This is a genomic window from Kribbella sp. NPDC031520 (assembly GCF_055580825.1).
In genome coordinates this window covers 874,337-898,662 of the sequence record NZ_JBVIKS010000001.1, presented here as the reverse complement: position 1 = coordinate 898,662, position 24,326 = coordinate 874,337, and the positions used below count along the sequence as shown (strand labels likewise).

General features: G+C 68.8%; 20 protein-coding genes. 11 read left to right on the top strand and 9 right to left on the bottom strand.

The genetic code is table 11. The features are described 5' to 3' along the window. The first annotated feature begins 76 nt into the window (after positions 1-76). Positions 77-1,627 (top strand): MFS transporter, encoded by a 1,551-nt coding sequence (locus tag ACZ5BU_RS04435; RefSeq protein ID WP_465695474.1) that lies wholly within the window; start codon positions 77-79, stop codon positions 1,625-1,627. A gap of 67 nt (positions 1,628-1,694) precedes the next feature. Here the strand turns inward: ACZ5BU_RS04435 and ACZ5BU_RS04430 are convergent, their stop codons facing one another. Further along, positions 1,695-3,365, bottom strand: a complete 1,671-nt coding sequence (locus ACZ5BU_RS04430) for an MFS transporter (RefSeq protein ID WP_465695473.1) — start codon at positions 3,363-3,365, stop codon at positions 1,695-1,697. 508 nt (positions 3,366-3,873) lie between these two features. On the opposite strand from ACZ5BU_RS04430, the gene ACZ5BU_RS04425 reads away from it, so the two are divergent. Continuing rightward, positions 3,874-4,656, top strand: a complete 783-nt coding sequence (locus ACZ5BU_RS04425; RefSeq protein ID WP_465695472.1) for a DUF3027 domain-containing protein — start codon at positions 3,874-3,876, stop codon at positions 4,654-4,656. 330 nt (positions 4,657-4,986) lie between these two features. Here ACZ5BU_RS04425 and ACZ5BU_RS04420 read toward each other — a convergent pair whose 3' ends face one another. Then, positions 4,987-5,298: a DUF2530 domain-containing protein gene (locus ACZ5BU_RS04420; protein ID WP_465695470.1), complete on the bottom strand. Its 312-nt coding sequence runs from the start codon at positions 5,296-5,298 to the stop codon at positions 4,987-4,989. Positions 5,299-5,565: 267 nt separating this feature from the next. On the opposite strand from ACZ5BU_RS04420, the gene ACZ5BU_RS04415 reads away from it, so the two are divergent. Further along, positions 5,566-7,038: an NCS2 family permease gene (locus ACZ5BU_RS04415; protein ID WP_465695469.1), complete on the top strand. Its 1,473-nt coding sequence runs from the start codon at positions 5,566-5,568 to the stop codon at positions 7,036-7,038. Between the two features lie 5 nt (positions 7,039-7,043). Then, positions 7,044-9,113 carry a prolyl oligopeptidase family serine peptidase gene (locus tag ACZ5BU_RS04410; RefSeq protein ID WP_465695467.1) on the top strand — a complete coding sequence of 690 codons (2,070 nt, stop codon included), beginning with the start codon at positions 7,044-7,046 and terminating at the stop codon, positions 9,111-9,113. Here ACZ5BU_RS04410 and ACZ5BU_RS04405 read toward each other — a convergent pair. Next, a complete protein-coding gene (locus ACZ5BU_RS04405; RefSeq protein ID WP_465695466.1) occupies positions 9,040-10,137 on the bottom strand; it encodes a hypothetical protein in 1,098 nt (365 codons plus the stop codon). The two genes, ACZ5BU_RS04410 and ACZ5BU_RS04405, sit on opposite strands and share 74 nt — an antisense overlap. Before the next feature lie 82 nt (positions 10,138-10,219). Between ACZ5BU_RS04405 and ACZ5BU_RS04400 the strand changes: the two genes are divergently transcribed. Continuing rightward, the gene (locus ACZ5BU_RS04400) at positions 10,220-10,669 is read left to right on the top strand and encodes a MarR family winged helix-turn-helix transcriptional regulator (protein ID WP_465695465.1); all 450 of its coding nucleotides are present in this window, start codon (positions 10,220-10,222) and stop codon (positions 10,667-10,669) included. Next, positions 10,666-11,967: an MFS transporter gene (locus ACZ5BU_RS04395; protein WP_465695463.1), complete on the top strand. Its 1,302-nt coding sequence runs from the start codon at positions 10,666-10,668 to the stop codon at positions 11,965-11,967. The genes ACZ5BU_RS04400 and ACZ5BU_RS04395 overlap by 4 nt, the downstream gene beginning before the upstream one ends. On the opposite strand, the gene ACZ5BU_RS04390 is transcribed toward ACZ5BU_RS04395, so the two are convergent. Then, complete coding sequence (locus ACZ5BU_RS04390) at positions 11,964-12,665, bottom strand: DUF4429 domain-containing protein (protein ID WP_465695462.1); 702 nt, start codon at positions 12,663-12,665, stop codon at positions 11,964-11,966. The genes ACZ5BU_RS04395 and ACZ5BU_RS04390 overlap by 4 nt on opposite strands. A 64-nt stretch (positions 12,666-12,729) precedes the next feature. Here ACZ5BU_RS04390 and ACZ5BU_RS04385 point away from each other — a divergent pair, with 64 nt between their 5' ends. Next, complete coding sequence (locus tag ACZ5BU_RS04385) at positions 12,730-14,133, top strand: mycothione reductase (protein ID WP_465695460.1); 1,404 nt, start codon at positions 12,730-12,732, stop codon at positions 14,131-14,133. A gap of 177 nt (positions 14,134-14,310) precedes the next feature. Here the strand turns inward: ACZ5BU_RS04385 and ACZ5BU_RS04380 are convergent, their stop codons facing one another. Next, on the bottom strand, positions 14,311-15,771 hold the full coding sequence (locus ACZ5BU_RS04380) for an LLM class flavin-dependent oxidoreductase (protein ID WP_465695459.1): 1,461 nt from the start codon (positions 15,769-15,771) through the stop codon (positions 14,311-14,313). A gap of 20 nt (positions 15,772-15,791) precedes the next feature. Further along, on the bottom strand, positions 15,792-16,961 hold the full coding sequence (locus ACZ5BU_RS04375) for an MFS transporter (RefSeq protein WP_465695458.1): 1,170 nt from the start codon (positions 16,959-16,961) through the stop codon (positions 15,792-15,794). A 204-nt stretch (positions 16,962-17,165) separates the two neighbouring features. On the opposite strand from ACZ5BU_RS04375, the gene thpR reads away from it, so the two are divergent. Genes thpR through efeB form a run of 4 tightly spaced genes read left to right on the top strand, consistent with a single transcriptional unit; the run spans position 17,166 to position 21,025 of the window. Beyond that, entirely contained in the window at positions 17,166-17,744 is a 579-nt protein-coding gene (gene thpR, locus ACZ5BU_RS04370) for an RNA 2',3'-cyclic phosphodiesterase (RefSeq protein ID WP_465695456.1), read from the top strand. 30 nt (positions 17,745-17,774) lie between these two features. Then, complete coding sequence (gene efeU, locus ACZ5BU_RS04365) at positions 17,775-18,623, top strand: iron uptake transporter permease EfeU (protein ID WP_465695455.1); 849 nt, start codon at positions 17,775-17,777, stop codon at positions 18,621-18,623. A 15-nt stretch (positions 18,624-18,638) separates the two neighbouring features. Continuing rightward, positions 18,639-19,778 (top strand): iron uptake system protein EfeO, encoded by a 1,140-nt coding sequence (efeO, locus tag ACZ5BU_RS04360; protein WP_465695454.1) that lies wholly within the window; start codon positions 18,639-18,641, stop codon positions 19,776-19,778. Continuing rightward, a complete protein-coding gene (gene efeB / locus ACZ5BU_RS04355; RefSeq protein WP_465695452.1) occupies positions 19,775-21,025 on the top strand; it encodes an iron uptake transporter deferrochelatase/peroxidase subunit in 1,251 nt (416 codons plus the stop codon). Before efeO ends, efeB begins: the two co-directional genes overlap by 4 nt. A gap of 120 nt (positions 21,026-21,145) precedes the next feature. On the opposite strand, the gene ACZ5BU_RS04350 is transcribed toward efeB, so the two are convergent. The 3 genes from ACZ5BU_RS04350 to ACZ5BU_RS04340 are packed head-to-tail and all read right to left on the bottom strand — an operon-like array spanning position 21,146 to position 24,262. Further along, positions 21,146-21,985 carry a carbohydrate ABC transporter permease gene (locus ACZ5BU_RS04350; protein WP_465695451.1) on the bottom strand — a complete coding sequence of 280 codons (840 nt, stop codon included), beginning with the start codon at positions 21,983-21,985 and terminating at the stop codon, positions 21,146-21,148. Then, complete coding sequence (locus ACZ5BU_RS04345) at positions 21,978-22,943, bottom strand: carbohydrate ABC transporter permease (RefSeq protein WP_465695449.1); 966 nt, start codon at positions 22,941-22,943, stop codon at positions 21,978-21,980. The genes ACZ5BU_RS04350 and ACZ5BU_RS04345 overlap by 8 nt, the downstream gene beginning before the upstream one ends. Before the next feature lie 2 nt (positions 22,944-22,945). After that, positions 22,946-24,262 (bottom strand): ABC transporter substrate-binding protein, encoded by a 1,317-nt coding sequence (locus ACZ5BU_RS04340; RefSeq protein ID WP_465695447.1) that lies wholly within the window; start codon positions 24,260-24,262, stop codon positions 22,946-22,948. Between the last annotated feature and the right edge of the window lie 64 nt (positions 24,263-24,326).

Sequence of the window (24,326 nt, the reverse complement as noted above, 5' to 3'; positions counted from 1 at the left end):
CATAGACAGTCTCGTCTATGGTTTGTGTATGGCGCATACAGTGTGCGGCATAGACAGATAAACCGGAGGGGTTGTCATGGGTCCGAACGAACGGGCGGGACGCAAGGAGTGGATCGCGCTCGGCGTGCTCGCGCTGCCGCTGCTGCTGGTCTCGATGGACGTGTCGGTGCTGTACTTCGCGGTCCCGTTCATCAGCGCGGACCTCGGCGTGAACGCGACCGAGCAGCTGTGGATCTTCGACATCTACGGGTTCGTGCTCGCCGGTCTGCTGATCACCATGGGTTCGCTCGGTGACCGGATCGGCCGCCGCCGGCTGCTGCTGATCGGTGCGATCGGCTTCGGGCTCGCGTCCGTCGCCGCGGCGTACGCGCAGAACCCGGAGCAGCTGATCGCCGCCCGCGCCGTACTGGGGATCGGCGGCGCGACCCTGATGCCGTCGACCCTGGCGCTGATCCGGAACATGTTCCACGACCCGAAGCAGCGGTCGAAGGCGATCGCGTTCTGGAGCGCGGTGATGATGGGCGGGATCACCCTCGGGCCGGTGCTCGGCGGGTTCCTGCTGGAGCACTTCTGGTGGGGTTCGGTGTTCCTGATCAACACCCCTGCGATGGTGCTGCTCCTCGTCCTCGCGCCAGTGCTGCTGCCGGAGTTCAAGGCGCCTGTGCGCGGGCGGTTCGACCTGCTGGGCTCGGTGCTGTCGCTGGCCGCCGTACTGCCCGTCATCTGGGGGATCAAGGAGCTGGCCGCGAACGGTTGGTCGGTGCTGCCGGTGGTGGCGATCGTGGTGGGCCTGGTGTTCGGAGTGCTGTTCGTACAGCGGCAGCGGACCGCGGAGCACCCGATGGTGGACCTGTCGATGTTCCGCAACCGTGCGTTCAGTGGGTCGCTGGCGGCGAACACCATCGGCACCCTGGCGCTGGTCGGCAACGCGGTGTTCCTCACCCAGTACCTGCAGCTGGTCCACGGGCTCTCGCCGCTGAAGGCCGCGCTGTGGTCGCTCGCTCCGTCGGTGCTGGTCGGCGGCGCCGCTCCGCTGGCGACCGCGCTGGCCGGGAAGTTCGACCGCGCTTACGTGATCGGTGGAGCGTTCGTCCTCGCGGCTTCCGGGTACGGCGTACTCACCCAGGTCCGGGTCGACTCGTCGCTGGCCGTACCGCTCGTCGGAGCCGGCCTACTGGCCGCCGGCCTGGTGATGGTGATGACCTTGGTGACCGAAGCGGTTGTCGGCTCGGTCGCCCCGGAACGAGCCGGCTCGGCGTCCGCGGTGATGGAAACCTGCTCGGAGTTCGGCGGCGCCCTGGGAATCGCCGTACTGGGCTCGATCGGCACCGCGGTCTACCGGTCGGACGTCCCGTCGACTCTCCCAGCCGGCGTCGCAGCCCCCGTACGCGAAGGCCTCCCCGCAGCCACCGCCGCAGCCGCCCACCTCCCCACCCAACTGGCCGACGCCGTCCTGACCACAGCCCGCCACGCCTTCACCCACAGCATGAACGCGGTAGCCCTGGTAGGCACCCTCCTCCTGCTGGCCACCGCGGTAACCACCACCTTGGTCCTCCGCGGCACCACCCCGGCAGCTCCGGCGGAGGAGCCCACCACCGAGGGGGCCGACTTAGTTCCTGCAGCGTGAGAGCTGAGGTGGGGAGGACTTCTTCCCGATCCGGGACGAACATCCTCCCCAGGTTGGGCGGAGCAGCTCAGCGGGGTGGGCGGCGGGGGTTGCCGGGGCGGCGTTTGAAGGGGGAGGGGTTGCGTTCCTCGGTGGGTTCTTCGGACCAGGGCGCCGGTTCTTCGGTGGTGTTCTCGTCGTCCTCGGTCTGGCCGCTCCACCAGCGGCCTACGGGTTGTTCCGGGGGAGTGGGGCCGCCGGAGCGCCACTCGACGGTTGGTTCGTCGTGAGTGTTGGAGCGGCCGGCCCGGTTGGCGCGCTGTTCGGCGACGCTGAGGATCGTCCGGGTGGTGCTCTCGGAGGGCCGGTCGTACGTCGGCCTGCGGTCCGGGTCGCCCGCGTGGTGTGGGTGCTGCCCGCCGGCGCGTGGGCCGCCCAGTCCGCCGGGACGCAGCGGCCCCTGGGTAGGACGTGGCGCCGGGCGCATCCGCAGTACGAGGAAGACCACGATCAGCAGCACACCCGCGAGGAAACCGAAGCCGAGGCGCGGGATCAGCGGCAGTACGATCCCGCACCCGCCACCGAGGACCCACGCGAGCTGCAGCACCGTCTCCGAGCGCGCGAACACCGACGTACGTACGGATTCCGGGACGTCGCGCTGGATCATCGCGTCCAGCGACAGCTTCCCGAGCGAACTGCACAACCCGGCCACCAGGCCGAGTGCCACGAGTATCGGCAACCCGTAGAGCACCGCGACCGCAACCGCCACCGCGGCGTCGGCGAGCAGTACGACCAGTACGACACCTTCCGGTTTACGTGCCTTGAGCAACGATCCGAGCAGGGTGCCGAGGCTGTTCCCGATGCCGGCCGCGGCGACCACCGCGCCGGCCGCGACCGCGCCCTTCACCCCGCTCACCGGCTGGTCACGCAGCAGGAACGCCAGGTACATGGTGAGGAATCCGGACACGAACCGCAGCCCGAGGTTGCATCGGATCCCGCGCGACACCGCAGCCGTGATCGCCCGGCGCCGCGCGTCACGTCCCGCCGTACCGGTGACTTCCTCGTCGGCGGGGGAGTCGACCGCGCTCGGCAGCCGGATCGCCAGGATCAGGCCGACGATGTACACCACCGCGGCCCAGCGCAGCGACCACTGCGGGCCGATCGCGGCGAACGCGCCCGCGATACCCGCGCCGATCGTCGCACCGGCGACACCCGCGAGCGAGATGCGCGAGTTGGCGGTGACGAGCGTGATCTGTCTGGGGAGCAGACGTGGTACGGCGGAGGCGCGCGTGACGCCGTACGCCTTGGAGGCCACGAGGCAGCCGAGCGCGGCCGGGTAGAGCCAGACCGAGTTGTGGCTGGTGACCGTGGACGCCAGCCCCCAGACGAGGAACGCGCGGGCGCCGAGCGTCGCGCCGATCGCCCAGCGGCGGCCGTGCCGGAACCGGTCGAGGATCGGGCCGATGAGCGGCGCCATCAACGCGAACGGCGCCATCGTCAGGAGGAGGAACAGCGCGACCCGGTCCCGCGCCTGGCCGCTCGGAACGGTGAAGAACACGGTGCCGGCCAGCGATACGGCGAACGCGGTGTCGCCGGCGGCGTTGACCGCGCCGAGCTCGATCAGCCGCGACAGGCCGGACTCGCCAGCCCCTTGCGCGCTCGTGAGCCCCCGGATCCGCCGCCCGGTCGCCCGGCCGAACCGCCCCCCGACCTCAGCCGCCTTCCGCGAAGCCGACGCCACCCCTTCAGCACCGACCATCGAAGCGTGCCCGACCTTCTTACTCGCGCTCCCAACCTTCTTACTCGCGCTCCCAACCTTCTTGCTCGCGCTCCCTACTTTCTTCCCCGCACTACCAACCCGCTCCCGAGCCTCCCCCAACCGCTCCCCGGCCGACTTCCCCTTCCCCCCAGCCCCATCGGCAGCCCCAGCACTCGTCTGCCCGCCCCGTGCACCGCCGGCCGAGGGCGCGCCGAGTCCGTTCCGTGGTGCGCCGGTTGGTTGTCCGCCACCCCGTACGTTCTTGTCCCCCACCTCACCACCTGACCGCTCGCCACCGGCGTGACCGCCCGGCGTACCGCCGTTTCCCGGGTCCTGTCCACGACCGGCGGACGCGCCGCGGTTCTCGCGGGCGTTCGGGTCGGACGGGTCGGGGGAGTGCATGCAACCATCCTGCCTCTTACCGGGGACAGACCGCAGGTACCGCGCGTACGAACCTCCGCCCAGGGCGGTTCGGCGTACGGCGGGAGGCGTGCGAGAATGGGCGATTGTGACTCCCGTCAAAGCACCGGAACCGGTCCGCGCGAAGCCCGACGCCCTCTGCGTCGCGGCAGTCGAACCGGCGCGGGAGGCCGCGATCGCCGAGGCCGGCGCCGCACAGATCGGCGAGCACCTCGGTCACTTGGTCGAGGGCGAGCGCCTCGTCACGCACTATTTCGCGTCGACCCACCCCGGGTACCGCGGCTGGCGCTGGGCGGTCACGCTGACCCGCGCCTCCCGGGCGAAGACCGTCACGGTGAACGAGGTCGTCATGCTGCCCGGCGACGACGCGGTCGTCGCGCCGGAGTGGGTCCCGTGGTCGGATCGCGTACAGCCCGGCGACCTGCGTCCGGGCGACCTGTTCCCGACGCTCCCGGACGACCCGCGGCTGGAGCCCGGCTACACCGACACCGCCGACGCTCCCGAGGACGTACTCACGGTCGTCGAGGAACTCGGCCTCGGCCGCGAGCGGGTGCTGTCGCCGTTCGGCCGCGAGGACGCCGCCGAGCGCTGGTACTCCGGCGACTTCGGCCCGTCGTCCGCGATCGCCCAGGCGGTCCCGTACAAATGCCACTCCTGCGGCTACTGGATCCGCCTCGCCGACAGCCTCGGCCAGGCCTTCGGCGTCTGCGCCAACGAAATGGCCCCCGGCGAGGCCCGCGTCGTCGCCTACGACTACGGCTGCGGCGCCCACTCCGACGCCACCATCGAATCCCCCGACCACCCCACCTCAGAACACGCCTTCGACACCACCGGCTACGACACCCTAGAACTGGCCCACCCCGAGGACTGACCCCGCCTCAATCGGACACCGCCTTGGCGGCGGTGGCAGTTCTTCGGAGCCTCGCCGTTCACGCAGGCACGTCTTCCGCCGCCTTCGGCGGACCCGGTCTGGTACCACGGGCCGAGCTCACCGCCGCGGAAGGCGGCGCGGGCGTCGGGCCGAGGCTGCAGCGCGGGTGTCTGGCCGAGGTCGTGGTGCGGGTGCCGATGTCTGGTTCGGCTACGTGGCAGCGCCGGCGTGGGTGGGCGGTATCGGGGCCCGCCGGAGGCGGTCAGGGGGCTGTGGCCGCCGGGGAGGGGATTGTCGTCGCCGCCGGCGAGGCAGGTGCGATCGGGTAGGTCAGTCTTCAGTGGCGGGGCGGTGGCCGGCTTGGATGGCGGTCCAGCGGCGTTTGCAGTACCAGAGGCCGATCAGACCGAGGGCGAAGCCGGCGACGGGGACCCAGAGCCACCAGTCGAGGCCGTTGTCGGTGAGGCGGCCGCGGAAGAGGAACAGGACCACGCCGGCGACGACCCACAGCACGATGCCGGTGATCACGCTGGGGATGCCGGACAGGTCGAGCGGCTTGACCTCCGCGTGCACCAGTTCACCGCGTGCCAACTGGCTCGTCGGGTCACTGCGCTTGCGGGATACCCCCTGCTCCTCGGTCACGGACCTAGCTTAAGACATACCTCCCGGCCCCACGCCTGCTGCGCGGCACTCGCCCCGGCACCTCGCTCGCACGGGTGCAACGGCCACGATGCTCCGAGTCCTTCGCCCCGCATGCCGACGCACCGCGCCGGCGTCTGTTCGCGGTGGTGGCGATGCGTCGTGCCGGGGTCTGCTCGCGGGCGGCCGCGGCGGGAGATATGACTGAGCGGGCAACGGTTTGGCGTAAGTGCTCGCACGGGGCTGGTGGGAACTGGCACTATGCGGGGCATGAGCTCGTCCCAGGCCGCTCCGGCCCGCTCCCTGCACGGTCCGCTGGACTCGTTCTTCAAGATCACCGAACGCGGATCCACGCTCGGCCGTGAGATCCGTGGTGGTCTGGTCACGTTCTTCACGATGGCGTACATCGTCGTGCTGAACCCGTTGATCATCGGCACCGTGAAGGACGGTGCCGGCCAGTTCGTCGGCGGTGGTACCGATCCGGCGGCCGCGATCGCGAAGATCGCCGTGGCCACCGCCCTGGTGGCCGGCGTGGTCACGATCCTGATGGGTGTGGTCGCGAACTTCCCGCTCGCGCTCGCCACCGGCCTCGGCCTGAACGCGTTCCTGGCGTTCTCGGTCGCGACCAAGATGACCTGGGCGGACGCGATGGGCCTGGTGGTGCTGGAGGGCCTGATCATCCTGGTCCTGGTGCTGACCGGCTTCCGCAAGGCGGTCTTCGAGGCCGTACCGCTGCAGCTGAAGGTCGCGATCAGCGTCGGCATCGGCCTGTTCATCGCGTTCATCGGTGTGATCGACGCGGGCTTCGTACGGCGTCCCGCCGCGCTCAGCGGCCCGCCCGTCGAACTCGGTGTCGGCGGCAACCTCCGCGGCTGGCCGGTACTGGTCTTCGTGTTCGGCCTGGTCCTGATCGTCACGCTGTACGCCCGGAAGGTGAAGGGCGCGATCCTGATCGGCATCCTGGCCGCGACCGTGGTGGCGATCGTGATCGAGTCGATCGCGAACATCGGCGCCCGGACCGACAAGAACCCGGGCGGCTGGGGCCTGAGCGTGCCGAAGCTGCCGGACCAGTGGTTCACGAAACCGAACCTGGACACGATCGGCGAGTTCAACCTGTTCGGCTCGTTCGGGAAGGTCGGCGTGGTGTCGGCGATCCTGCTGATCTTCACGCTGATGCTCGCGGACTTCTTCGACACGATGGGCACGATGACCGCCATCGGCGCCGAGGCCGGCCTGAACGACAAGGACGGCATCCCGCCGAACTCGCAGCGCATCCTGATCGTGGACAGCCTCGCGGCCGCGGCCGGTGGCGCCGCGTCGGTGTCCAGCAACACGTCGTACATCGAATCCGCGTCGGGCGTCGGTGAGGGCGCGCGCACCGGTCTGGCCAGTGTGGTGACCGGGATCTGCTTCCTGATCTCGATGGTGGTCGCGCCGCTGGTCACCCTGGTGCCGTACGAGGCCGCGACGCCGGCGCTGATCCTGGTCGGCTTCCTGATGATGACGCAGGTCAAGGGGATCGACTTCGACGACCTCGAGCTCGCGTTCCCGGCGTTCCTGACGATCGTGCTGATGCCGTTCACGTACTCGATCTCGGCCGGCATCGGCGCCGGGTTCGTGTCGTTCGTGATCCTGAAGCTGGTCCGCGGCAAGGCCCGCCAGGTGCACCCGCTGATGTGGGTCGTCTCGGCGCTGTTCGTGGTGTACTTCGCGATCGGCCCGCTGACCGACTGGCTAACCTGAGCAGAGTGGATCTGATCGAGGACTTCCCGGCCCAATCCGCCCGTACCGGCCGCTTCACCCACGGCCTGCCCAGAGCCTTCACCCTCGGTACCGAGCACGTGCTGTTCCTCCGGACCACCGGCCCGGAGGACCGCACCAGTTGCCTGTGGCAACTCACCGCGGACGGCACGGAGGAGCTCGTGGTCGCGCCGGAGGACCTCGATTCCGGCGGTCCGCTCCCGGAGGCGGAGCGAGTACGGCGGGAACGCGGCCGCGAGCGTACTTCGGGAATCGTTGCCTACTCGACCGACCGGTCCGCCCGCCAGATCGTCTTCGCGCTTCAGGGCGTGCTGTACCACCTCGACGGTCCGGAGGCGCTGCCGCGCGAGGTCTGGACCGCCGGCCGGGTGGTCGACCCGCGCATCGACCCGACCGGGCGCCGGGTCGCGTACGTCACCGGCCGGCAGCTGCACGTCGTCGACCTTGCCAGCGGCAACAACCGGGCCGTTGCCGTGGACGACGATCGCGAGGTCAGCTGGGGCCTCGCCGAACACGTGGCCGCCGAGTCCATGGGTCGTACCCGCGGGCACTGGTGGTCCCCGGACGGTACCCGTCTGCTCGCCGCCCGCGTCGACCAGACCCCGGTGCAGCGCTGGTGGATCGCCGACCCCGCGAACCCGGAACGACCGCCCCGCGAGGTCGCGTACCCGGTCGCGGGTACGGCGAACGCGATCGTCACGCTGCACGCGTTCGACCTCGACGGCGGCGCGGTCGAGCTGCGCTGGGACCGTCCGGCGTACGAGTACCTGACGGCGGCGACGTGGGATACGCACGGCCCGCTGTTCGCCGTACAGTCCCGCGATCAAGGCACCGTCCAGGTGCTCGCGGGCGATCCCGACACCGGCGAGACGAAGCTGTTGCACGAGCAGCGGGACCCGGCGTGGGTCGAGCTGATCCACGGCACCCCGGCCCGGACCGCGTCCGGCAAGCTCGTGCACACCGCCGACGTGGGTGAGACCCGGCACCTGACGATCGACGACGTACCGGTTACGCCCGAGGGTCTGCAGGTCCGCGGCGTACTGCAGGTCGACGGCGAGGCGATCCTCTTCGAGGCGAGCGACGAGCCGACCGAGAAGCACCTCTGGCTGTACGACGGTGAGCTCCGCCGGCTCACCGACGAACCAGGTACGCACAGCGGGGCACGCGCCGGCGACGCATTCCTCCTCGAGTCGAACACCGAGGCCGGCCGGTCCTTCGTCGTACGCCGGACGGGCCAACCTGATCGGACCGTCGAGTCCCGGGCCGCTGAGCCGGTCGTCACGCCGCGGATCACCTGGCTGCGCGCGGGCGACCTCGAACTGCGGACCGCCGTACTCCTCCCGTCCTGGTACGAAGAAGGCAAGCTCCCGGTGCTGATGGCACCGTACGGCGGCCCTGCGGCGCAGCTCGTGATGCGGCAGACGAGTGGCGCGTTCGCGGCCGCGCAGTGGTTCGCCGAGCAGGGGTTCGCGGTCGTGATCGCGGACGGTCGCGGTACGCCGGGACGCGGGCCTGCGTGGGAGAAGACCGTGTATCTCGACTCGCTGACGGCGCCGCTCGAGGACCAGGTGACCGCGCTGCACGCCGCCGCCGAACAGACCGGCGCGCTCGACCTCAGCCGGGTCGGGATCCGCGGCTGGAGCTTCGGCGGACTGCTCGCCGCGGCCGCCGTCATGCTTCGCCCCGACGACTTCCACGTCGCCGTCGCAGGCGCCGCACCGGCCGACCAGCGGCTCTACGACACGCACTGGCGCGAGCGCTTCCTCGGCCATCCCGGCAAGAACCCTGAGGTGTACGACCGCCTGTCGCTGATGACGTACGCCGCTGACCTCCGCCGGCCGCTCCTGCTGGTCCACGGCCTCGCCGACGACAACGTCTTCGCCGCTCACACCCTGAGGCTCTCCGCCGCCCTGACCGCGGCCGGCCGCCCCCACCAGGTCCTGCCGCTGTCGAACGTCACCCACATGGCAGACACCTCAAGCCTTACGCACTACGAGTTGGGTTTCCTGTCAGCCCACTTGACTCCCGCAGCGCCAGGTACTCCCTCCGTGCGGTGAAGAGGTCGCGGAGTTCCGCACTGACGTTGTCGAGGAAGTCGGTGCGGAACGTCGAGTCGGTGAGCAGCGCGATCGAGTAGTACAGGCCGGTGAAGTTCGCGATCCCGATGGTGACCTTGACGAGCGACGCGCTGAGGACGAGTGGGTGGTGCAGCAGGGTGAAGTTGTACGACCAGGAGCCGGGCGTGACGCCCCACTGGTCGTAGACGTGTTTGCTGATCGCAAGCATCCCGAACCCGATGAAGAACAGGCCGACGCCGGCGCTCACCACCAGGACCTGCATCCACTGGCGGATCACCAGGCTGATGCTCAGGTTCATCCGTTGGCTGCGGCGCAGCGGCGGCCCGGAGCCGGCGTCGCGCTCGATCGCGTCGACCTCGCGCGGCAGCCGGAGCAGCAGGAACAGTGTGCTCAGCGCGGTGAAGGCGACCATCGAGAGCACGATGAACGATGTCGGCATCCCGGCGAAGACCTGCCACATGTCCGCGGTCACGAACAGTACGAGTGAGAAGACCAGCAGCAGCGGGAGGGCGCGGACCAGGCTGGCCACCGAGTTCCCGAGCTCGCTCGCCAGTCGGCGCACACCCCAGTACGTGGTCGCGATCAGGCCGTAGCCGATTACCGCGTACACAATGCCGACCAGCACCAGGTTGCCGATCGCGATGCCGAAGAACTGGCGGAGCTGGTCCTGCGTGACCACCGGCAGCAACGCCGGCAGGAACACGAACACGGCCAGCTCGGGGATCCCGAAACGGGTCGGCAGCGAGAAGAACGGCCGTCCGCGGAACCTGTTCAGCAGGCCGAACCCGACGACCAGCGCGACCAGCCCGCCGAGCGCGGCCAGCAGGTTCTGCCACCAGTGCCAGTCGAGTGAGGTCGCGCCGAGCATCTCGATCAGGAACACCACCACGAGCAGCGGCGCCGCCCGCGTGAAGATGTCGTGCGTCGGCGAGAAGTCCTCGATGAACAGCGGCAGCCCCGCCCGCCGGAACCGCTGCTCGTACCGCTCCAGCTGCGCACTCATGCGCCGAACTCTAGCGACCCGCGGAATACCAGCCCGTGGTCGGCGGTTTTAGTTAGCAAAGGTAATGAGTTAAGGTAAAGACATGCCCGAAGTCGTAGCCCAGCAGGTGAAGAGTGACGTCGGGCTGGCCAGCGCCCTCAGATCGTCGACCCTGCGGCTGTCCCGGCAGATCCGCCGGCAGCGCGAACCCGGTCACGACCTGACCGCGAACCAGCTCAGCGTGCTCGGCGCGCTGTCCAAGCACGAGGCGATGACGATCGGCGAGCTGGCCGCCCACGAGCAGGTCAAGCCGCCGTCGATGACGCGGATCGTGACCAACATGGAGGAGGCGGGCCTGGTGGTCCGCCGCCCGCACCCGACCGACAAGCGGCAGATCGTGGTCGAGCTGACCGAGCGCGCCGACGAGCTGATCCTGGCCAACCGGCGCCGCCGCGACGAGTGGCTGCAGACCAAACTGAAGCAACTGACCCCCGAGGAGCGCGACATCCTGCGCAAGGCAGCACCTGTTCTCGAACGACTGGCGGCTCGATGAGCCCCACCTTCCGCGCGTTCAAGGTCCGTAACTTCCGGCTCTACGCCTCCGGTGCGATCGTCTCGAACGTCGGCACCTGGATGCAGCGGGTCGCCCAGGACTGGCTGGTCCTGGAGCTGACCCACTCCGGCGTCGCGCTCGGTATCGTCACCGGCCTCCAGTTCCTCCCTGCACTTCTCCTCGGTCCGTACGCGGGCCTGCTCGCCGACCGCCTCTCGAAGCGCCAGCTGCTCACCTACACCCAGGTCGCGATGGGCTCCGTCGCGCTGGTCCTCGGCGGCCTCACGGTCGCCGGGGTGGTGCAGCCGTGGCACGTGTTCGTGCTCGCCCTGCTGTTCGGTGCCGGTACGGCGTTCGACGCGCCCGCGCGGCAGGCGTTCGTGGTCGAGATGGTCGGTCGTGACGAGCTGGCCAACGCGGTCGGACTGAACTCCGCGTCGTTCAACGCTGCCCGCCTGTTCGGCCCGGCGCTGGCCGGTGTGCTGATCAGCTGGATCGGCACCGGCCCGGTGATCATGATCAACGCCTTCACCTACATCGCGGTGATCGTGTCGCTGCGGATGATGCGGGTCTCCGAGCTGTACACGCCGAAGCCCGCCGCCCGGGAGAAGGGCATGATCCGGGACGGTATGCGGTACCTGTGGCGCCGGCCGGAGCTGATGATGGTCCTGGTCACGGTGTTCTTCGCCGGGACCTTCGGGCTGAACTTCCAGATGACGTCGGCGCTGATGGCGACCGAGGCGTTCCACAAGGGCGCGGGGGAGTACGGCCTGCTCGGGTCGGTGCTCGCCGTCGGGTCGCTGTCCGGCGCACTGCTGGCCGCCCGGCGGGTGCGGATCCGGGCCCGGCTGGTGATCGGCGCGACGATCCTGTTCGGCCTGTTCGAGATCGTCAGCGCGCTGATGCCGACGTACCTCACGTTCGCGCTGGTGCTGCCGCTGGTCGGGCTGACCTCGCTGACCATGCTGACCTCGGCGAACGCGACCATGCAGCTGAGCATCGAGCCGACCATGCGCGGCCGGGTGATGGCGCTGTACATGACGCTGCTGATGGGTGGTACGCCGATCGGCGGCCCGTTCATCGGCTGGGTCGGCCAGGAAATGGGCGCGCGCTGGTCGCTGATCGTCGGCGGCGGTCTGACCGTGCTCGGCGCGGTCGGTTCGGTGCTGTACTTCTCGCACAAGCGCGGCCTGGCGATCCGTCCGCGGCTGCTCCCGCGCCCGCACCTCGAAGTACTGCCCCAGACCGAGCTGCTCGCCGACAAGGCAGCCGTCGACGCGAGCCCTCGCGTTGCTTAGGGCTTGATCCGGGTCAACAGGCGGGCCGCGAAGAACAGTACGTCGACGTCGGCGTTCCGGGCGCTGACCATCGCGGCCGGGTCGTGCTTCGGCTTCGGGCGGTCGAGCGGGGTCCGGTCCGTACTGATCCGCAGGTAGCCGCGGCCGCCGATCCCGCCGTGCTCGGGGCGCCACTCCACGTCGAGGATGGTGTCCAGCGGCACCGACCACGGGTTGCCGTACGCCTTCTTCCGGCGCCCGGCGCGCGGTTCGTAGCTGAACGTGAGCTGCCCGTTCGCCACCGACAGCGTCGCGTCCCGCCCGGCGATCCGGTCCGGCGCGGGCGGTGGCGCGAGCAGCCAGCGCGCGGCGGCCGCCGGTACGTCGCGGCGGGCGAGGGTACGGCGGATCTCCCCGGCGACCTGCTCCGCGAGCGCCGGGTCGACGCCCGGGAAGTCGTAGAGGTCACCAGGGACGTCGACGCCGGTCACGGCGAGCAGGGGATCGGCCCCGTCACGGAGCACCAGCCCCAGGCCGCCGTCGTACACCTCGACCGACTGCAGCGCCTCCACCGGCAGGATCCGTTCGCCCAGCCGGGTCCGCAACGCCGCGGTCAGCGGATCGAGCCCCGGCTGCGTCCCGTCGTACCGGATCCGCAAGGTCCCGACGCCGTCCCAGACCACCGTGCTGTTCGCGCTCGCCAGCTCACCACCTGCCACCCACCTATCCTCCCTGGTGACCAGGTCCACCGCAGGTTCTGGGGGGTAACGCGCACAATGGGGTGTGACCAATTACGACCTCGTCGTCATCGGGACCGGATCCGGGAACACGATCGTGAACCGGCGGTTCGCGGACTGGAAGGTGGCGATCGTCGAGCGCGGGACGTTCGGCGGCACCTGCCTGAACTTCGGCTGCATCCCGACCAAGATGTTCGTGCACGCCGCCGACGTCGCCGCCACCCCGTCGGTGAGCTCGCGGTACGGCGTCGACGAGCAGCTGCTCGGCGTCCGCTGGACCGACGTCCGGGACCGGATCTTCGGCCGGATCGACCCGATCTCCGCGGGCGGATCGGAGTACCGGCACCACAACGCGGACAACGGCAACGTGCACATGTACGACGGCACCGGGCGGTTCACCGGGTTCAAGGAACTCACGGTGGACAACAAGGACGGCTCGACCAGCGTGTTCAGCGCCGAGCGGTTCGTGATCGCCACCGGCAGCCGGCCGATCGTGCCGCCGATCCCGGGGCTGGAGGAGACCGGGTACCACACCTCGAACACGATCATGCGGCTCGACGAGCTCCCGCGCCGGATCGCGATCATCGGCAGCGGGTTCGTCGCGGCCGAGTTCGCGCACGTGTTCGCGGCGTTCGGCGTCGAGGTGACGATCGTGGCCCGGTCGAAGGAGCTGCTCCGGCCCGAGGACGGCGCGATCGCGGCCCGGTACACGGAGATCGCGCAGGACAAGTACGACGTACGCCTGCAGCACGAGACGGTCCGGGTGGCCCGGCGCGACGACGGCTCGATCCTGGTCGCGATGCTGAACCCGGGCGGCGCCGACGAGCTGATCGTCGACGAGATCCTGGTCGCCGTCGGCCGCGAGCCGAACTCGGACCTGCTGAACCTGGACGCCACCGGGGTCGAGGTCGATCGCGACGGCCGCGTGGTCGTGGACGCGTACCAGCAGACGAACGTCGACGGCATCTACGCGCTCGGCGACGTGACGAACCCGCACCAGCTGAAGCACGTCGCGAACCACGAGGCGCGGGTAGTCAAGCACAACCTGCTGAACCCGGACGACCGGATCGAGGCCGACCACCGCTTCGTGCCGCACGCGGTCTTCAGCTCGCCGCAGATCGCCTCGGTCGGCCTCACCGAGGAGGAGGCGCAGGAGCGCGGAATCCCTTATGTGGCGGCGGTTCAGGCGTACGCCGACATCGCGTACGGCTGGGCGATGGAGGACACCACCGGGTTCGCCAAGGTACTCGCGGACCCGGAGACCGGGCAGATCATCGGCTGCCACGTCATCGGCCCGCAGGCGCCGACCGTGATCCAGCCGGTGATCCAGGCGATGAGCTTCGGGCTGGACGCGTACACGATGGCGCGCGGGCAGTACTGGATCCATCCCGCGATGCCGGAGCTGATCGAGAACGCCCTGCTCAAGCTCGACCTACACCCTGAACGCTGAGGGGAGATCGAGAAACCGCGCGTGGGGAGTATTTCTTGCCGATCCGGGCGGGAAATCCTCCCCAACCCTGCCGTGACCGACGGCGTGACCGCCGAGTCGTGGCGAACGGCTGCAGACCGGTTCGCCGAGTCGTGAGAGGTGGCTGCCGTAGACCGCCAGAATCCACGACTCGAGGACTTATACCCTGAAGGCTGAGATCACGTCGGCGACGGTGTCGATCGTGTCGGGGTCGGGGAGGCTGAGCATCACCTCGGTCACCCCGGCCTCGGAGAGTTCGCGGAACCGTCCGACGTGATCGTCCACCGTTCCGGCGTTGACTGTTGCGGCGTACTTCTCCGGGTTCACGTTCCGCGGACGGAGGGTCCGAATCAGCTGGTCGAGTTGCTCGCGGTCCTTTCCCACAAGGGTTGTGGAGAGGTGCGTGACCTCGAGCGGCCTTGAACTCACCTGCCGCAGGTACGCTGTCCGCTCACGTACTGCTGTCATGTCGCCGAAGACGTTGACCGCGTCCGCATACCGGCCGGCCAGGCGGAGGGTTCTGCGACCGCTCCCGCCCACCAGTAACGGCAAGTGCTCCTGCAGAGGTCGTGGATAGCAGGTGGTGTCCGGTACGTCGAGGACCTTGCCGTGGAACGGTTTGTTGCCTGGTCCCCATAAAACCGGCAGCAACTGAAGAGCGTCCTCCAGTAACGCATACCGTTCGTTGACGGGAGCAAACGGCCACCCGTACGCCTTGTGCTCGGCCTCGAACCACGCCAGCCCGATCCCACACACGGCCCGCCCGCCACTCAACACGTCAAGCGTCGCCGCGATCTTCCCGAGGTGGGCAACGTTGCGGTACGTGATGCCGGACACCAACGTGCCCAAGCGGACGCGAGTCGTGCAGGAGGCCAGGTACGCGAGCGTGGTCCAGCTCTCCAGGAAGTCCTCCCACGCCCGACCCACCTGCGGGATCTGCCGGAAGTGATCCATCACGTAGAGGGAGTCGAAGCCAGCCGCCTCCGCCCGCTCCGCCACTTCCCGGAGCCACGCCGCCGTCGCCGCCCGGCCGCCGGGATGCGTGTAGCTGCTCACCTGCAGCCCGAACCGCAGCCCCACTGGAGCCTCCGACTGACGGGTCTGCGCCGCAGTCGACTCGACGAACGCGTTCGGCACCACCCGAGCAGCAGCCGGCTCGAGTACGTCGTCGTACCCCTCATCGGCCAGCTCCTCCTTCACCCGCCGCCAGGCCCTGAGCTGAGCCGTCAGAGCATCAGCCGGAATCCGCTTCGCCGCCCGCTCCCGATTGCGCCGCCGGCACTCCTCGGCCGGCGTGTCGAACCCCACCGCGACACAAGCCATCCCAGCCTCACGCGCCGCCGCCAACCACCGCAGCCGCCGCTCGCGGTCCAGCCCGAGAGTATCGATGACAGTCGTCAACCGGCGGCCGATCCGTTGCCGCACCACCACATCCAGCAAGGCAAAGGCATCCGTACTGGCCGCGATGTCGTCCTCGCCGGAACCCACCAACGCCCGCAACCGATCACTCGAAACGATCAGGTCGGCGCCGAAGTGCTCCGCCGCCCAGGTCGACTTCCCGGCCGCACCGGGGCCTACCAGTACGACGACACAAGGCGACGGCAGCTTCAGCTCGGACACAACGGCAGTCTGACCTGACATCAACCGAAGACGGAAGGCACCCGCCGCCGGACCACCACAACCACCCCCGCGGCGAGCCCGACCGCGACCGGCGGTAACGCGAACGCGAGCACCGGTCCACCGCGGTCGACCAGGGCCCCGCCCGCCCACGCTCCGACCGCGGTGCCGATCGCCAGACCCGTCGACTGCCACGCGAACGCTTCAGTACGGCACTCGGCAGGCGTCGTCCGCTGGATCAGCAGGTACGCCGACGTGGCCAGCGGAGTCGCCAGCAGACCGGTACCGGCCAGCGTGATCGCGAGCCCGACCAGCCCGGCCGGCGAGCCGATCGCGCCGAACAGCGAAAGCGGGACCAGACAGCAGGCGAACCGCGTCAGCAGCCGGAGATAGGCCGCGGGTCGGTGGAACATACTGCCGATCACCCCGCCGAGCGTCAGCGTCGCCTGGACGACTCCGGCCGCGGTCGGCGCACCGGCCCGGGTCGCCGCCGCCACCAGCGCGATCGGGAGTACGCCGTACGTCAGGCTCTGCAGCAACGTGGTCGCGCACAACACCCGTACGGCGGGAATCCGAAGCGCACCACGGCCGCCGCCGCTCTGCCGGGACCGTCGGACCGGGCCGGCCGCGACCACGACGCCAAAGGTGCCGCCGGCAACCAATGTGGCGGCCGCCGCCGCGGTCAGTGCAGGCGTGGTGAGCGAGATCAGCCCGGTGGCCAGCAATGGTCCGACGAGGAAGAAGCTCTGCTGCAGAAGGGCTTCCATCGCGAACGCGACCGGCATCCGATCGTCCGGGACCAGCTCCGCGAGCCGCGCCTTCACCGCCCCCGAGATCGGCGGTACGCCGAGTCCGGCCGCGACAGCCAGCAGGCAGAGTGTGGTCGGTGAGCCGGTCACGAGCATCCCGAGGGTCGCCGCCACGTGCAGGACGGCGATCGGGACCAGCACCCGCGCGTACCCGAACCGGTCGACCAGTCGCCCCTGCCAGGGAGCTGTCAGCGCGTCACCCAGCGAGAACAGTGCGGTCACGGTGCCGGCGAGTGCGTACGACCCCGTCTGCCGGCTGATCAGCAGCACCAGCGTCAGCGGCATCATGCCCTTCGGGAGCCGGGCGAGCAGCGAACTCACGGCCAGTGGGCGGACGCGGGGCAGCGCGAGAACGGAACGGAACGCGGAAACAGCACGGAACATCGGGCATCACCTCGGGCGTTCGACGGCACGGTCAAGTGCGCCGACGTCGCCCTACCAGGCTTTTGCCCCTTCAGATGCCCACCGTCGCGGTGGGTCGTGGCGCTCGGACCAGCCCACCCGCAGGTGGCGGAACCCTAGCCACGTCCAGTCGATCGACCTCAAATTAGCACGCAGGGTGCCTCCGCGACCCTCTAATCTCGGGGGATGCGATTGTTCGTGGCTGTGGTGCCGCCAAGTGACGTTGTGGAGGATCTGAGCAAGTTCGTCGAGCCGCGCCGGGAGCATCCGGACGACGACATCCGCTGGGCGGCGGACGACCACTGGCATCTGACGCTGGCGTTTCTCGGCGACGTACCGGACTGGAAGACCGAGGAACTCGAGGAGCGGCTGGAGCGGGCCGCCAAGCGGCAGAAACCGTTCGAACTGCAGCTCAGCGGGGCCGGCGCGTTCCCCGGCGTGCCGGACGCCCGGGTGCTGTACGCCGGAGTCCGTGACGACACGGAGGCACTCAAACACCTGGCGATGACGACCCGCGCTGCGGCCAACCGGGCCGGGATCGAGGTCGAGGGCCGCAAGTTCACACCGCATGTGACGCTGGCGCGGTTGCGGCGGCAGATGGACGTCACCAAGTGGGTGCGGATCTTCGAGAACTACCAGAGCCCGCCGTGGACCGCGGGCAGTCTGCAGCTGATCGAGTCCCGGCTCGGCGAGGGCCCGGGGCACAGTGCGGCGTACGTCACGATAGGCGAATGGGACTTCTTAGGCTACCCTCATCAAGGTTAGCCGTACCTAAGAAGACGAAAGTGTCCCGCCATGCTCGCGAACTATCTGATCGGACTCCGTGAAGGACTCGAGGCATCGCTGGTGGTCAGCATCCTCGCGACGTTCCTGGTCAAGTCCGGGCATCGGGATCGGCTCAAACTGGTCTGGATCGGCGTCGCGACCGCCCTCGCCGTGGCGGCCGCCGCCTGGGGTCTGCTGCAGTTCGTCACCGCGCTGACCGCGAAGTCGTTCACCACGCAGGAAACCGTCGGCGGCGTGATGTCAATCCTCGCGGTCGGCTTCGTCACCTGGATGATCTTCTGGATGCGTAAGGCGTCCCGCAGCATCGCCAAGGAGCTGCGCGAGCGGATGGGCCAGGCCCTCGAGGTCGGTTCCCGCGCGGTGGTGATCCTGGCGTTCCTCGCGGTGTTCCGGGAGAGCATCGAGACCGCGTTCATCGTGTACGCGTCCGCGGCGACGGCGACCACCGCCGTACCGCTGGTCGGCGTACTGCTCGGCCTGGCGACCTCGGTGCTGCTCGGCGTCGCGATCTACAAGGGCGCGGTGAAGGTCAACCTCGCGGTGTTCTTCAAGTGGACCGGCGCGGTGCTGGTCCTGGTCGCGGCTGGCATCTTCGCGTACGGCTTCCACGACCTGCAGGAGGCCGGCATCCTGCCCGGCATCGGTCACCTCGCGTTCGACATCTCGCACGTGATCCCGCCGGCCAGCTGGTACGGCGTACTGCTGAAGGGCATCTTCAACTTCAACCCGGCGCCGACCGTGCTGGAGGCGACCGCCTGGGCCGTCTACCTGGTCCCGGTGCTGTTCCTGTACTTCCGCCCGGTGAAGGCTTCCACCTCGCCTGCCGTGCCGGCGACGACCGCCCACAAAGCGGCCTGAATCCCAGGAGAAACATTGTCTGCGTCACTCGGCCGCAAGGCCTCAATCGTTGGTGTCGTCATCGGTCTCGCCGCTTTGGCTGCTTGTGCGAAGGACGAGCCGGCTGCCACGGGCGACGGCACCGGGCCGGTGTCGGTGAAGGCGACCGACTCCGGCTGCGACCTGAGCCGCCGGGACGTGAAGTCCGGCACCAGCACGTTCTCGGTGTCGAACGGTGGCAGCAAGGTCACCGAGTTCTACGTGTACGCCGACGGCGACCGGGTGATGGGTGAGGTCGAGAACATCGGCCCGGGTCTGAAGCGGGACCTGATCGTCGAGCTGCCGACCGGGAAGTACCAGGCGGTCTGCAAGCCGGGGATGGTCGGCGACGGGATCCGCGGGGATCTCACCGTCACCGGCGACGCTCCGTCGCAGACCTCCGAGGACGCGCTGCTGAAGCAGGCGACCGAGAGCTACCAGCGGTACGTGAACTCACAGGCGGTCGCGCTGGAGCAGAAGACCACCGAGTTCGTCACCGCGGTGAAGGCCGGCGACGTCGCGAAGGCGAAGGCGCTGTACCCGGTGTCGCGGACGTACTGGGAACGGATCGAGCCGGTCGCGGAGTCGTTCGGCGACCTCGACCCGAAGATCGACGCCCGCGTGAACGACGTCGAGGCCGGCACCGAGTGGACCGGGTACCACCGGATCGAGCAGGCGCTCTGGGTCTCCAACTCCACCAAGGGCATGGAGAAGTACGCCGACCAGCTGCTCACCGACGTGAAGACGGTCGTGGCGAAGGCGAAGGTCGTGAAGCTCACGCCGCTGCAGCTCGCGAACGGCGCGAAGGAGCTCCTCGACGAGGTCGCCACCGGCAAGGTCACCGGCGAAGAGGACCGCTACTCGCACACCGACCTCTGGGACTTCGAAGCAAACGTCGAAGGCTCCCAGGCCGCCATCCAAGCTCTTCGCCCCGCGCTCCAGACCCGCGACGCCGCGCTCGTCACGACGTTGGACACCCAGTTCAAGGCCGTCTTCGCCGCCCTGGACAAGTACCGCGTAGGCGACGGCTTCAAGCCCTACACCGCCACTGAACCCGAGAAGAAAGCCCTCGGCTCAGTAGTAGACGGCCTAGCCGAACCAGTCAGCCAAGTAGCCGGAGCAATCGCCAAGAAATGACTGAACGCAAAGGGATCTCACGCCGCGGCCTGTTCGGGGCCGCGGGAGCTGCGGTTGCCACTGGGGTAGCCGGATACGCCGCGCACTCGGCTCTGGCAACTGAGCCGTCGCAGGCGGCTGATGACAACGGGCCGGTCGACTTCCATGGGGTGCATCAGGCGGGGATTACTACGCCGGTGCAGGATCGGCTGCACTTTGCTGCGTTCGATGTGACGACGACGAAGCGCGAAGAGCTGGTCGCGCTGTTGAAGGAGTGGACGGCCGCCGCCGCGCTCCTCACCGCCGGGCGGGACATCGGGCAGTACGGCGCGGTGAACGGACCGGACGAGGCTCCGCCCGAGGACACCGGTGAGGCGGTCGGGCTGCCGCCGGCGCGGCTCACCATCACGGTCGGGTTCGGACCGAGCCTGTTCGACAAACGGTTCGGCCTGGAAGCGAAACGGCCCAAGGCGCTGGTGGATCTGCCGCACTTCATCGGCGACGACCTGGAGGAGGCCCGCTCCTACGGCGACATCGCCGTACAAGCGTGCTCCGACGACCCCCAGGTCGCCGTCCACGCGATCCGCAACCTGGCCCGGATCGGCTTCGGGCGGGTCGCCGTACGGTACTCCCAGCTCGGCTTCGGCCGTACGTCGTCCACGTCGCGCGCGCAAGCCACGCCGCGGAACCTGTTCGGCTTCAAGGACGGTACGAACAACCTCAAGCTCGAGGACGCCGACAAGCTCGAGCAGCAACTGTGGGTGCAGCCCGAGGACGGCCCGGACTGGATGGTCGGCGGCTCGTACCTGGTGTCGCGCCGGATCCGGATGCACATCGAGACCTGGGACCGTACGTCGCTCGGCGAGCAGGAAGGCGTGATCGGCCGCGGCAAGGGTACCGGCGCCCCGCTCGGTAAGGCCGACGAGTTCGACGCGATCGACTTCGCCGCCAAGAACTCCGACGGCGAGCCGAAGGTGCCGACCCGCTCGCACGTACGGCTGGCGCACCCGCAGTTCAACAACGGCGCCGAACTGCTCCGCCGCGGCTACAACTTCGTCGACGGCTCCGACGGTCTCGGCCGCCTCGACGCCGGCCTGTTCTTCCTCGCCTACCAGCGCGACCCGCGCAAACAGTTCATCCCGATCCAGACCCAACTGGCCAAGAACGACAAGATGAACGAGTACATCCACCACGTGGGCTCCGCCATCTTCGCCTGCCCACCCGGCGTAACCCCCGGCTCCTACTGGGGCGAAAAACTCTTCAGCTGACCGGCGGCGGACCGCCACCACTCACCAACCTCGGCTCTGGACCCGACCACACGCTCAGCAAGCCCCCCGACCGGCGTCCCCGCCGGACTTGGTGAGTGGTGCAGGTCCACCTAGGGCGTCCTATTTGACCGCACCGGCGGTGACACCGGCGACGAAGTGTCGTTGGGCCAACAGGAAGCCGATGACGACCGGGACGCTGACGACCAGCGCGGCGGCCATGATCTGGTTCCAGTAGATGTTGGTCTGCGTGGAGTACTGACGCAGACCGACCGACAACGTGCGGTTGGCCTCGGTCGTCATCACCGAAGCGAACAGCACCTCGCCCCACGCCGTCATGAACGAGTAGATCGCGACCGCGATCACCCCAGGCCGGGCAGCGGGAAGTACGACCCGCCACAGCGCGCCCATCGGACCGCACCCGTCCACCAGTGCGGCCTCGTCCAGCTCCCGCGGAATGCTGTCGAAGTACCCGGCCAGCATCCAGATCGAGAACGGCAGGCTGAACGTCAGGTACGTGACGATCAACCCGAGCCGCGTCCCGACCAGCTGCAACCCGAACGAGTTGTTGATGTTCACGAAGATCAGGAACAACGGCAGCAGGAACAGCACCCCCGGGAACATCTGCGTCGACAGCACCGTCGTCGTGAACACGGTCCGCCCACGGAACCGGAACCGCGACACCGCGAACGCGGCGAGGATCGCGATCGCCACCGAGAACACCGTCGCGGACACCGACACGATCGTCGAGTTCACGAAGTACTTCGCCAGCGGCACCGTCTTCCACATGTCCACGAACGGCGCCAGCGTGAGGTTCGACGGCCACCAGGTGAACGCGCCCTGCACGTCCTTCAACGGTTTCAGCGACGACGTCGCCATCACGTACAACGGGATCAGTACGAACAGCCCGAGCACCGTCAACGTCACACCGCGGTAGATCTTGAAGCCTCTGGTCTCACGCACGACGGGACCTCCTTCCGGTGACGAGCAAGTACGCGCCGGTGACGATCATCAGGAAGATCAGCAGCAGTACGGACATCGCCGCACCGGTGCCGAAGTTCCAGGTCAGGAACGACGCGTTGTAGATGTGGAACGTGATCAGGTCACCGGCCGGCGGCTGCGCCGTACCGAACAGCACGTACGGCGTGTTGAAGTCGCTGAACGTCCACAGGAACAGCACCAGCACCAGCACGAGGTTCACCGGACGCAGCGACGGCAGCGTGATGTTGCGCCACTGCCGGATGTTGCCGGCGCCGTCCACCGACGCGGCCTCGTACAGGTCCCGCGGAATGCTCTGCATACCCGCCATCAGCGTGAGGAACGCGAACGTCCACAGCTTCCACCCGGCCACCGTGATCAGCGAGACCAGCGCGTTGCCGCCGATCAGCCAGAACGTCTTGCCGTCGCTGAGGTGCAGCTGGTTCAGCACGTGGTTCACCGCGCCGGTGTCGCGCTGCAGCATGAAGTTCCAGGTCAGGATGCCCGCGTACGCCGGGAGCGCGTACGGCACCAGGAACAGCGTCCGTACGATGCCCCGCCCGCGGAACTCGGGCTGCAGCGCGACCGCGGCCGCCATCCCGAGTACCCACGAGAAGGCGACCGTGATCAGCGAGAACGCGACCGTGACCCCGAACGACTTCAGCAGGCCCTGTCCGACCGCGTTGTCGAAGTCGAGCGCGACCTTGTAGTTGTTCAGCCCGGCGCCGGGCGCGGCGGACCAGTTCGCGATGAAGAACTTCGTCAGCTTCACGAAGCTCATCCAGATCCCGACCAGCATCGGGACGATGTGGATGAGCAGTTCCAGCAACACCGCCGGGGCCAGCAGTGCGTACGGCAACCACCGGTTCAGCCCGGGCCGGTGCTCGGGGCGGCCCCGGCGCTTGGTGGGCGCCGGAGCCGCGGTTTCGGTTGCGACGGCCATCGTCAGCTGCTCGCCGCCACCTGGTCCTGGGCGGTCTTCAGTGCGGCCTTCACGTCGTCGGCGGTCACCGTCCCGCCGGTCGCGATCTTGGCGAACATCGCGTTCATCGCCTTGCCGACGGTGCTCTCGAACTGGTCCTCGGCCGGCACCAGCGGCAGTGGCTTGGACTTGGTGTTGTAGACGTCCTGGAAGGTCGCGGCCTCGGTGGCGTCGGTGGTGAAGTTCGGCTTCGCGTCCTTCAGTACCGGCAGCGCGGCGAACGGCTTGTCCAGCGTGCTCTGGGTCTCCGCGGACGTCATGTACTTGACGAACTTGAGCGCCGCGTCCTTGTGCTTGGTGTTCTTGAACACCGACAGGTTGATACCCGCGACGTGGCTGGCGACCTGCTCGCCACCGGCCGGTGCCGGGAACGGTACGACGCCGTACTCGCCGGCCTTCATGCCGTTGGCAACGATCGAGGAGTCGGCGTTGTTCTGGTTGATCACCATCGCGACCTTCTTGGTCGCGAAGTCGTTCACGGACTTGGTGCCGTTGTCGTACTGCGCGTTCGACGGGTTCGCGACCTTGTCCTTCTGCATCAGGTCGAGGTACCGCAGCACGCCCTGGACGTTGCCGTCACCGGTGAAGGTCGGCTTGCCGTCGCCGCCGAACCAGTCGGCCTTGTTCTGCGCGCCGTTGATGAACGCGAAGTGCACGTTCTCGGTGTAGCTGCCGGCCGCGATCGCCATCCCCCACTGCTTCTTCGCCGGGATGGTCAGCTTCTTCGCGTCGGTGACCATTTCCTCCCAGGTCTTAGGCGGCTGCAGACCGGCCGCGGCGAACATCGCCTTGTTGTAGTACAGGCCGTACGCGAGACCGTAGAGCGGGACGGACGTCGGGTCGGTCCCTTCCTTGCCGCCGGTCGCCAGAGCCGTCGGCACGAACTTGTCCTTGCCGCCGATCGCGGTCATCGCGTCGCCGTCGAACGGCAGGAACGCGTCGGTGGCCTGCAGCGAGGCTGCCCAGGTGTTGCCGATGTTGACCACGTCGGGCGCCTGGCCGGAGGTGATCGCGGTCTGGATCCGGGTCTGCAGGTCGTTCCAGCCGATCACCTCGAGGTTGACCTTGATGCCGGTGTCCTGGGTGAACTTCTGCAGGACCGGCGTCAGCACCTCCTTGTCGTTGTCCAGGCTGGTGCCCTGGTTGCTGGCCCAGTAGGTCAGCGTCTGGTCCCCGGAACTGCCGCCGGAGGAGTCGTTCTTGTCGCCACCACCACAGGCGGCGAGGCTGATTCCCATGGCGGTCGCAGCCACCGCGGCTACAAGCGATCGCAGTCTCACGTCGGACTCCCTCGTCCCGTTTCGAGCCCCCGCGGACCTGCGGGGGCGGATCGGGCCCATCCTG

Coding starts and splice junctions, on each gene's coding strand:
- ACZ5BU_RS04435 (WP_465695474.1), top strand. CDS start 77: ATGGGTCCGAACGAACGGGCGGGACGCAAGGAGTGGATCGCGCTCGGC.
- ACZ5BU_RS04430 (WP_465695473.1), bottom strand. CDS start 3,365: ATGGTCGGTGCTGAAGGGGTGGCGTCGGCTTCGCGGAAGGCGGCTGAG.
- ACZ5BU_RS04415 (WP_465695469.1), top strand. CDS start 5,566: ATGAGCTCGTCCCAGGCCGCTCCGGCCCGCTCCCTGCACGGTCCGCTG.
- ACZ5BU_RS04405 (WP_465695466.1), bottom strand. CDS start 10,137: ATGAGTGCGCAGCTGGAGCGGTACGAGCAGCGGTTCCGGCGGGCGGGG.
- ACZ5BU_RS04400 (WP_465695465.1), top strand. CDS start 10,220: ATGCCCGAAGTCGTAGCCCAGCAGGTGAAGAGTGACGTCGGGCTGGCC.
- ACZ5BU_RS04395 (WP_465695463.1), top strand. CDS start 10,666: ATGAGCCCCACCTTCCGCGCGTTCAAGGTCCGTAACTTCCGGCTCTAC.
- ACZ5BU_RS04375 (WP_465695458.1), bottom strand. CDS start 16,961: ATGTTCCGTGCTGTTTCCGCGTTCCGTTCCGTTCTCGCGCTGCCCCGC.
- thpR (WP_465695456.1), top strand. CDS start 17,166: ATGCGATTGTTCGTGGCTGTGGTGCCGCCAAGTGACGTTGTGGAGGAT.
- efeU (WP_465695455.1), top strand. CDS start 17,775: ATGCTCGCGAACTATCTGATCGGACTCCGTGAAGGACTCGAGGCATCG.
- efeB (WP_465695452.1), top strand. CDS start 19,775: ATGACTGAACGCAAAGGGATCTCACGCCGCGGCCTGTTCGGGGCCGCG.
- ACZ5BU_RS04345 (WP_465695449.1), bottom strand. CDS start 22,943: ATGGCCGTCGCAACCGAAACCGCGGCTCCGGCGCCCACCAAGCGCCGG.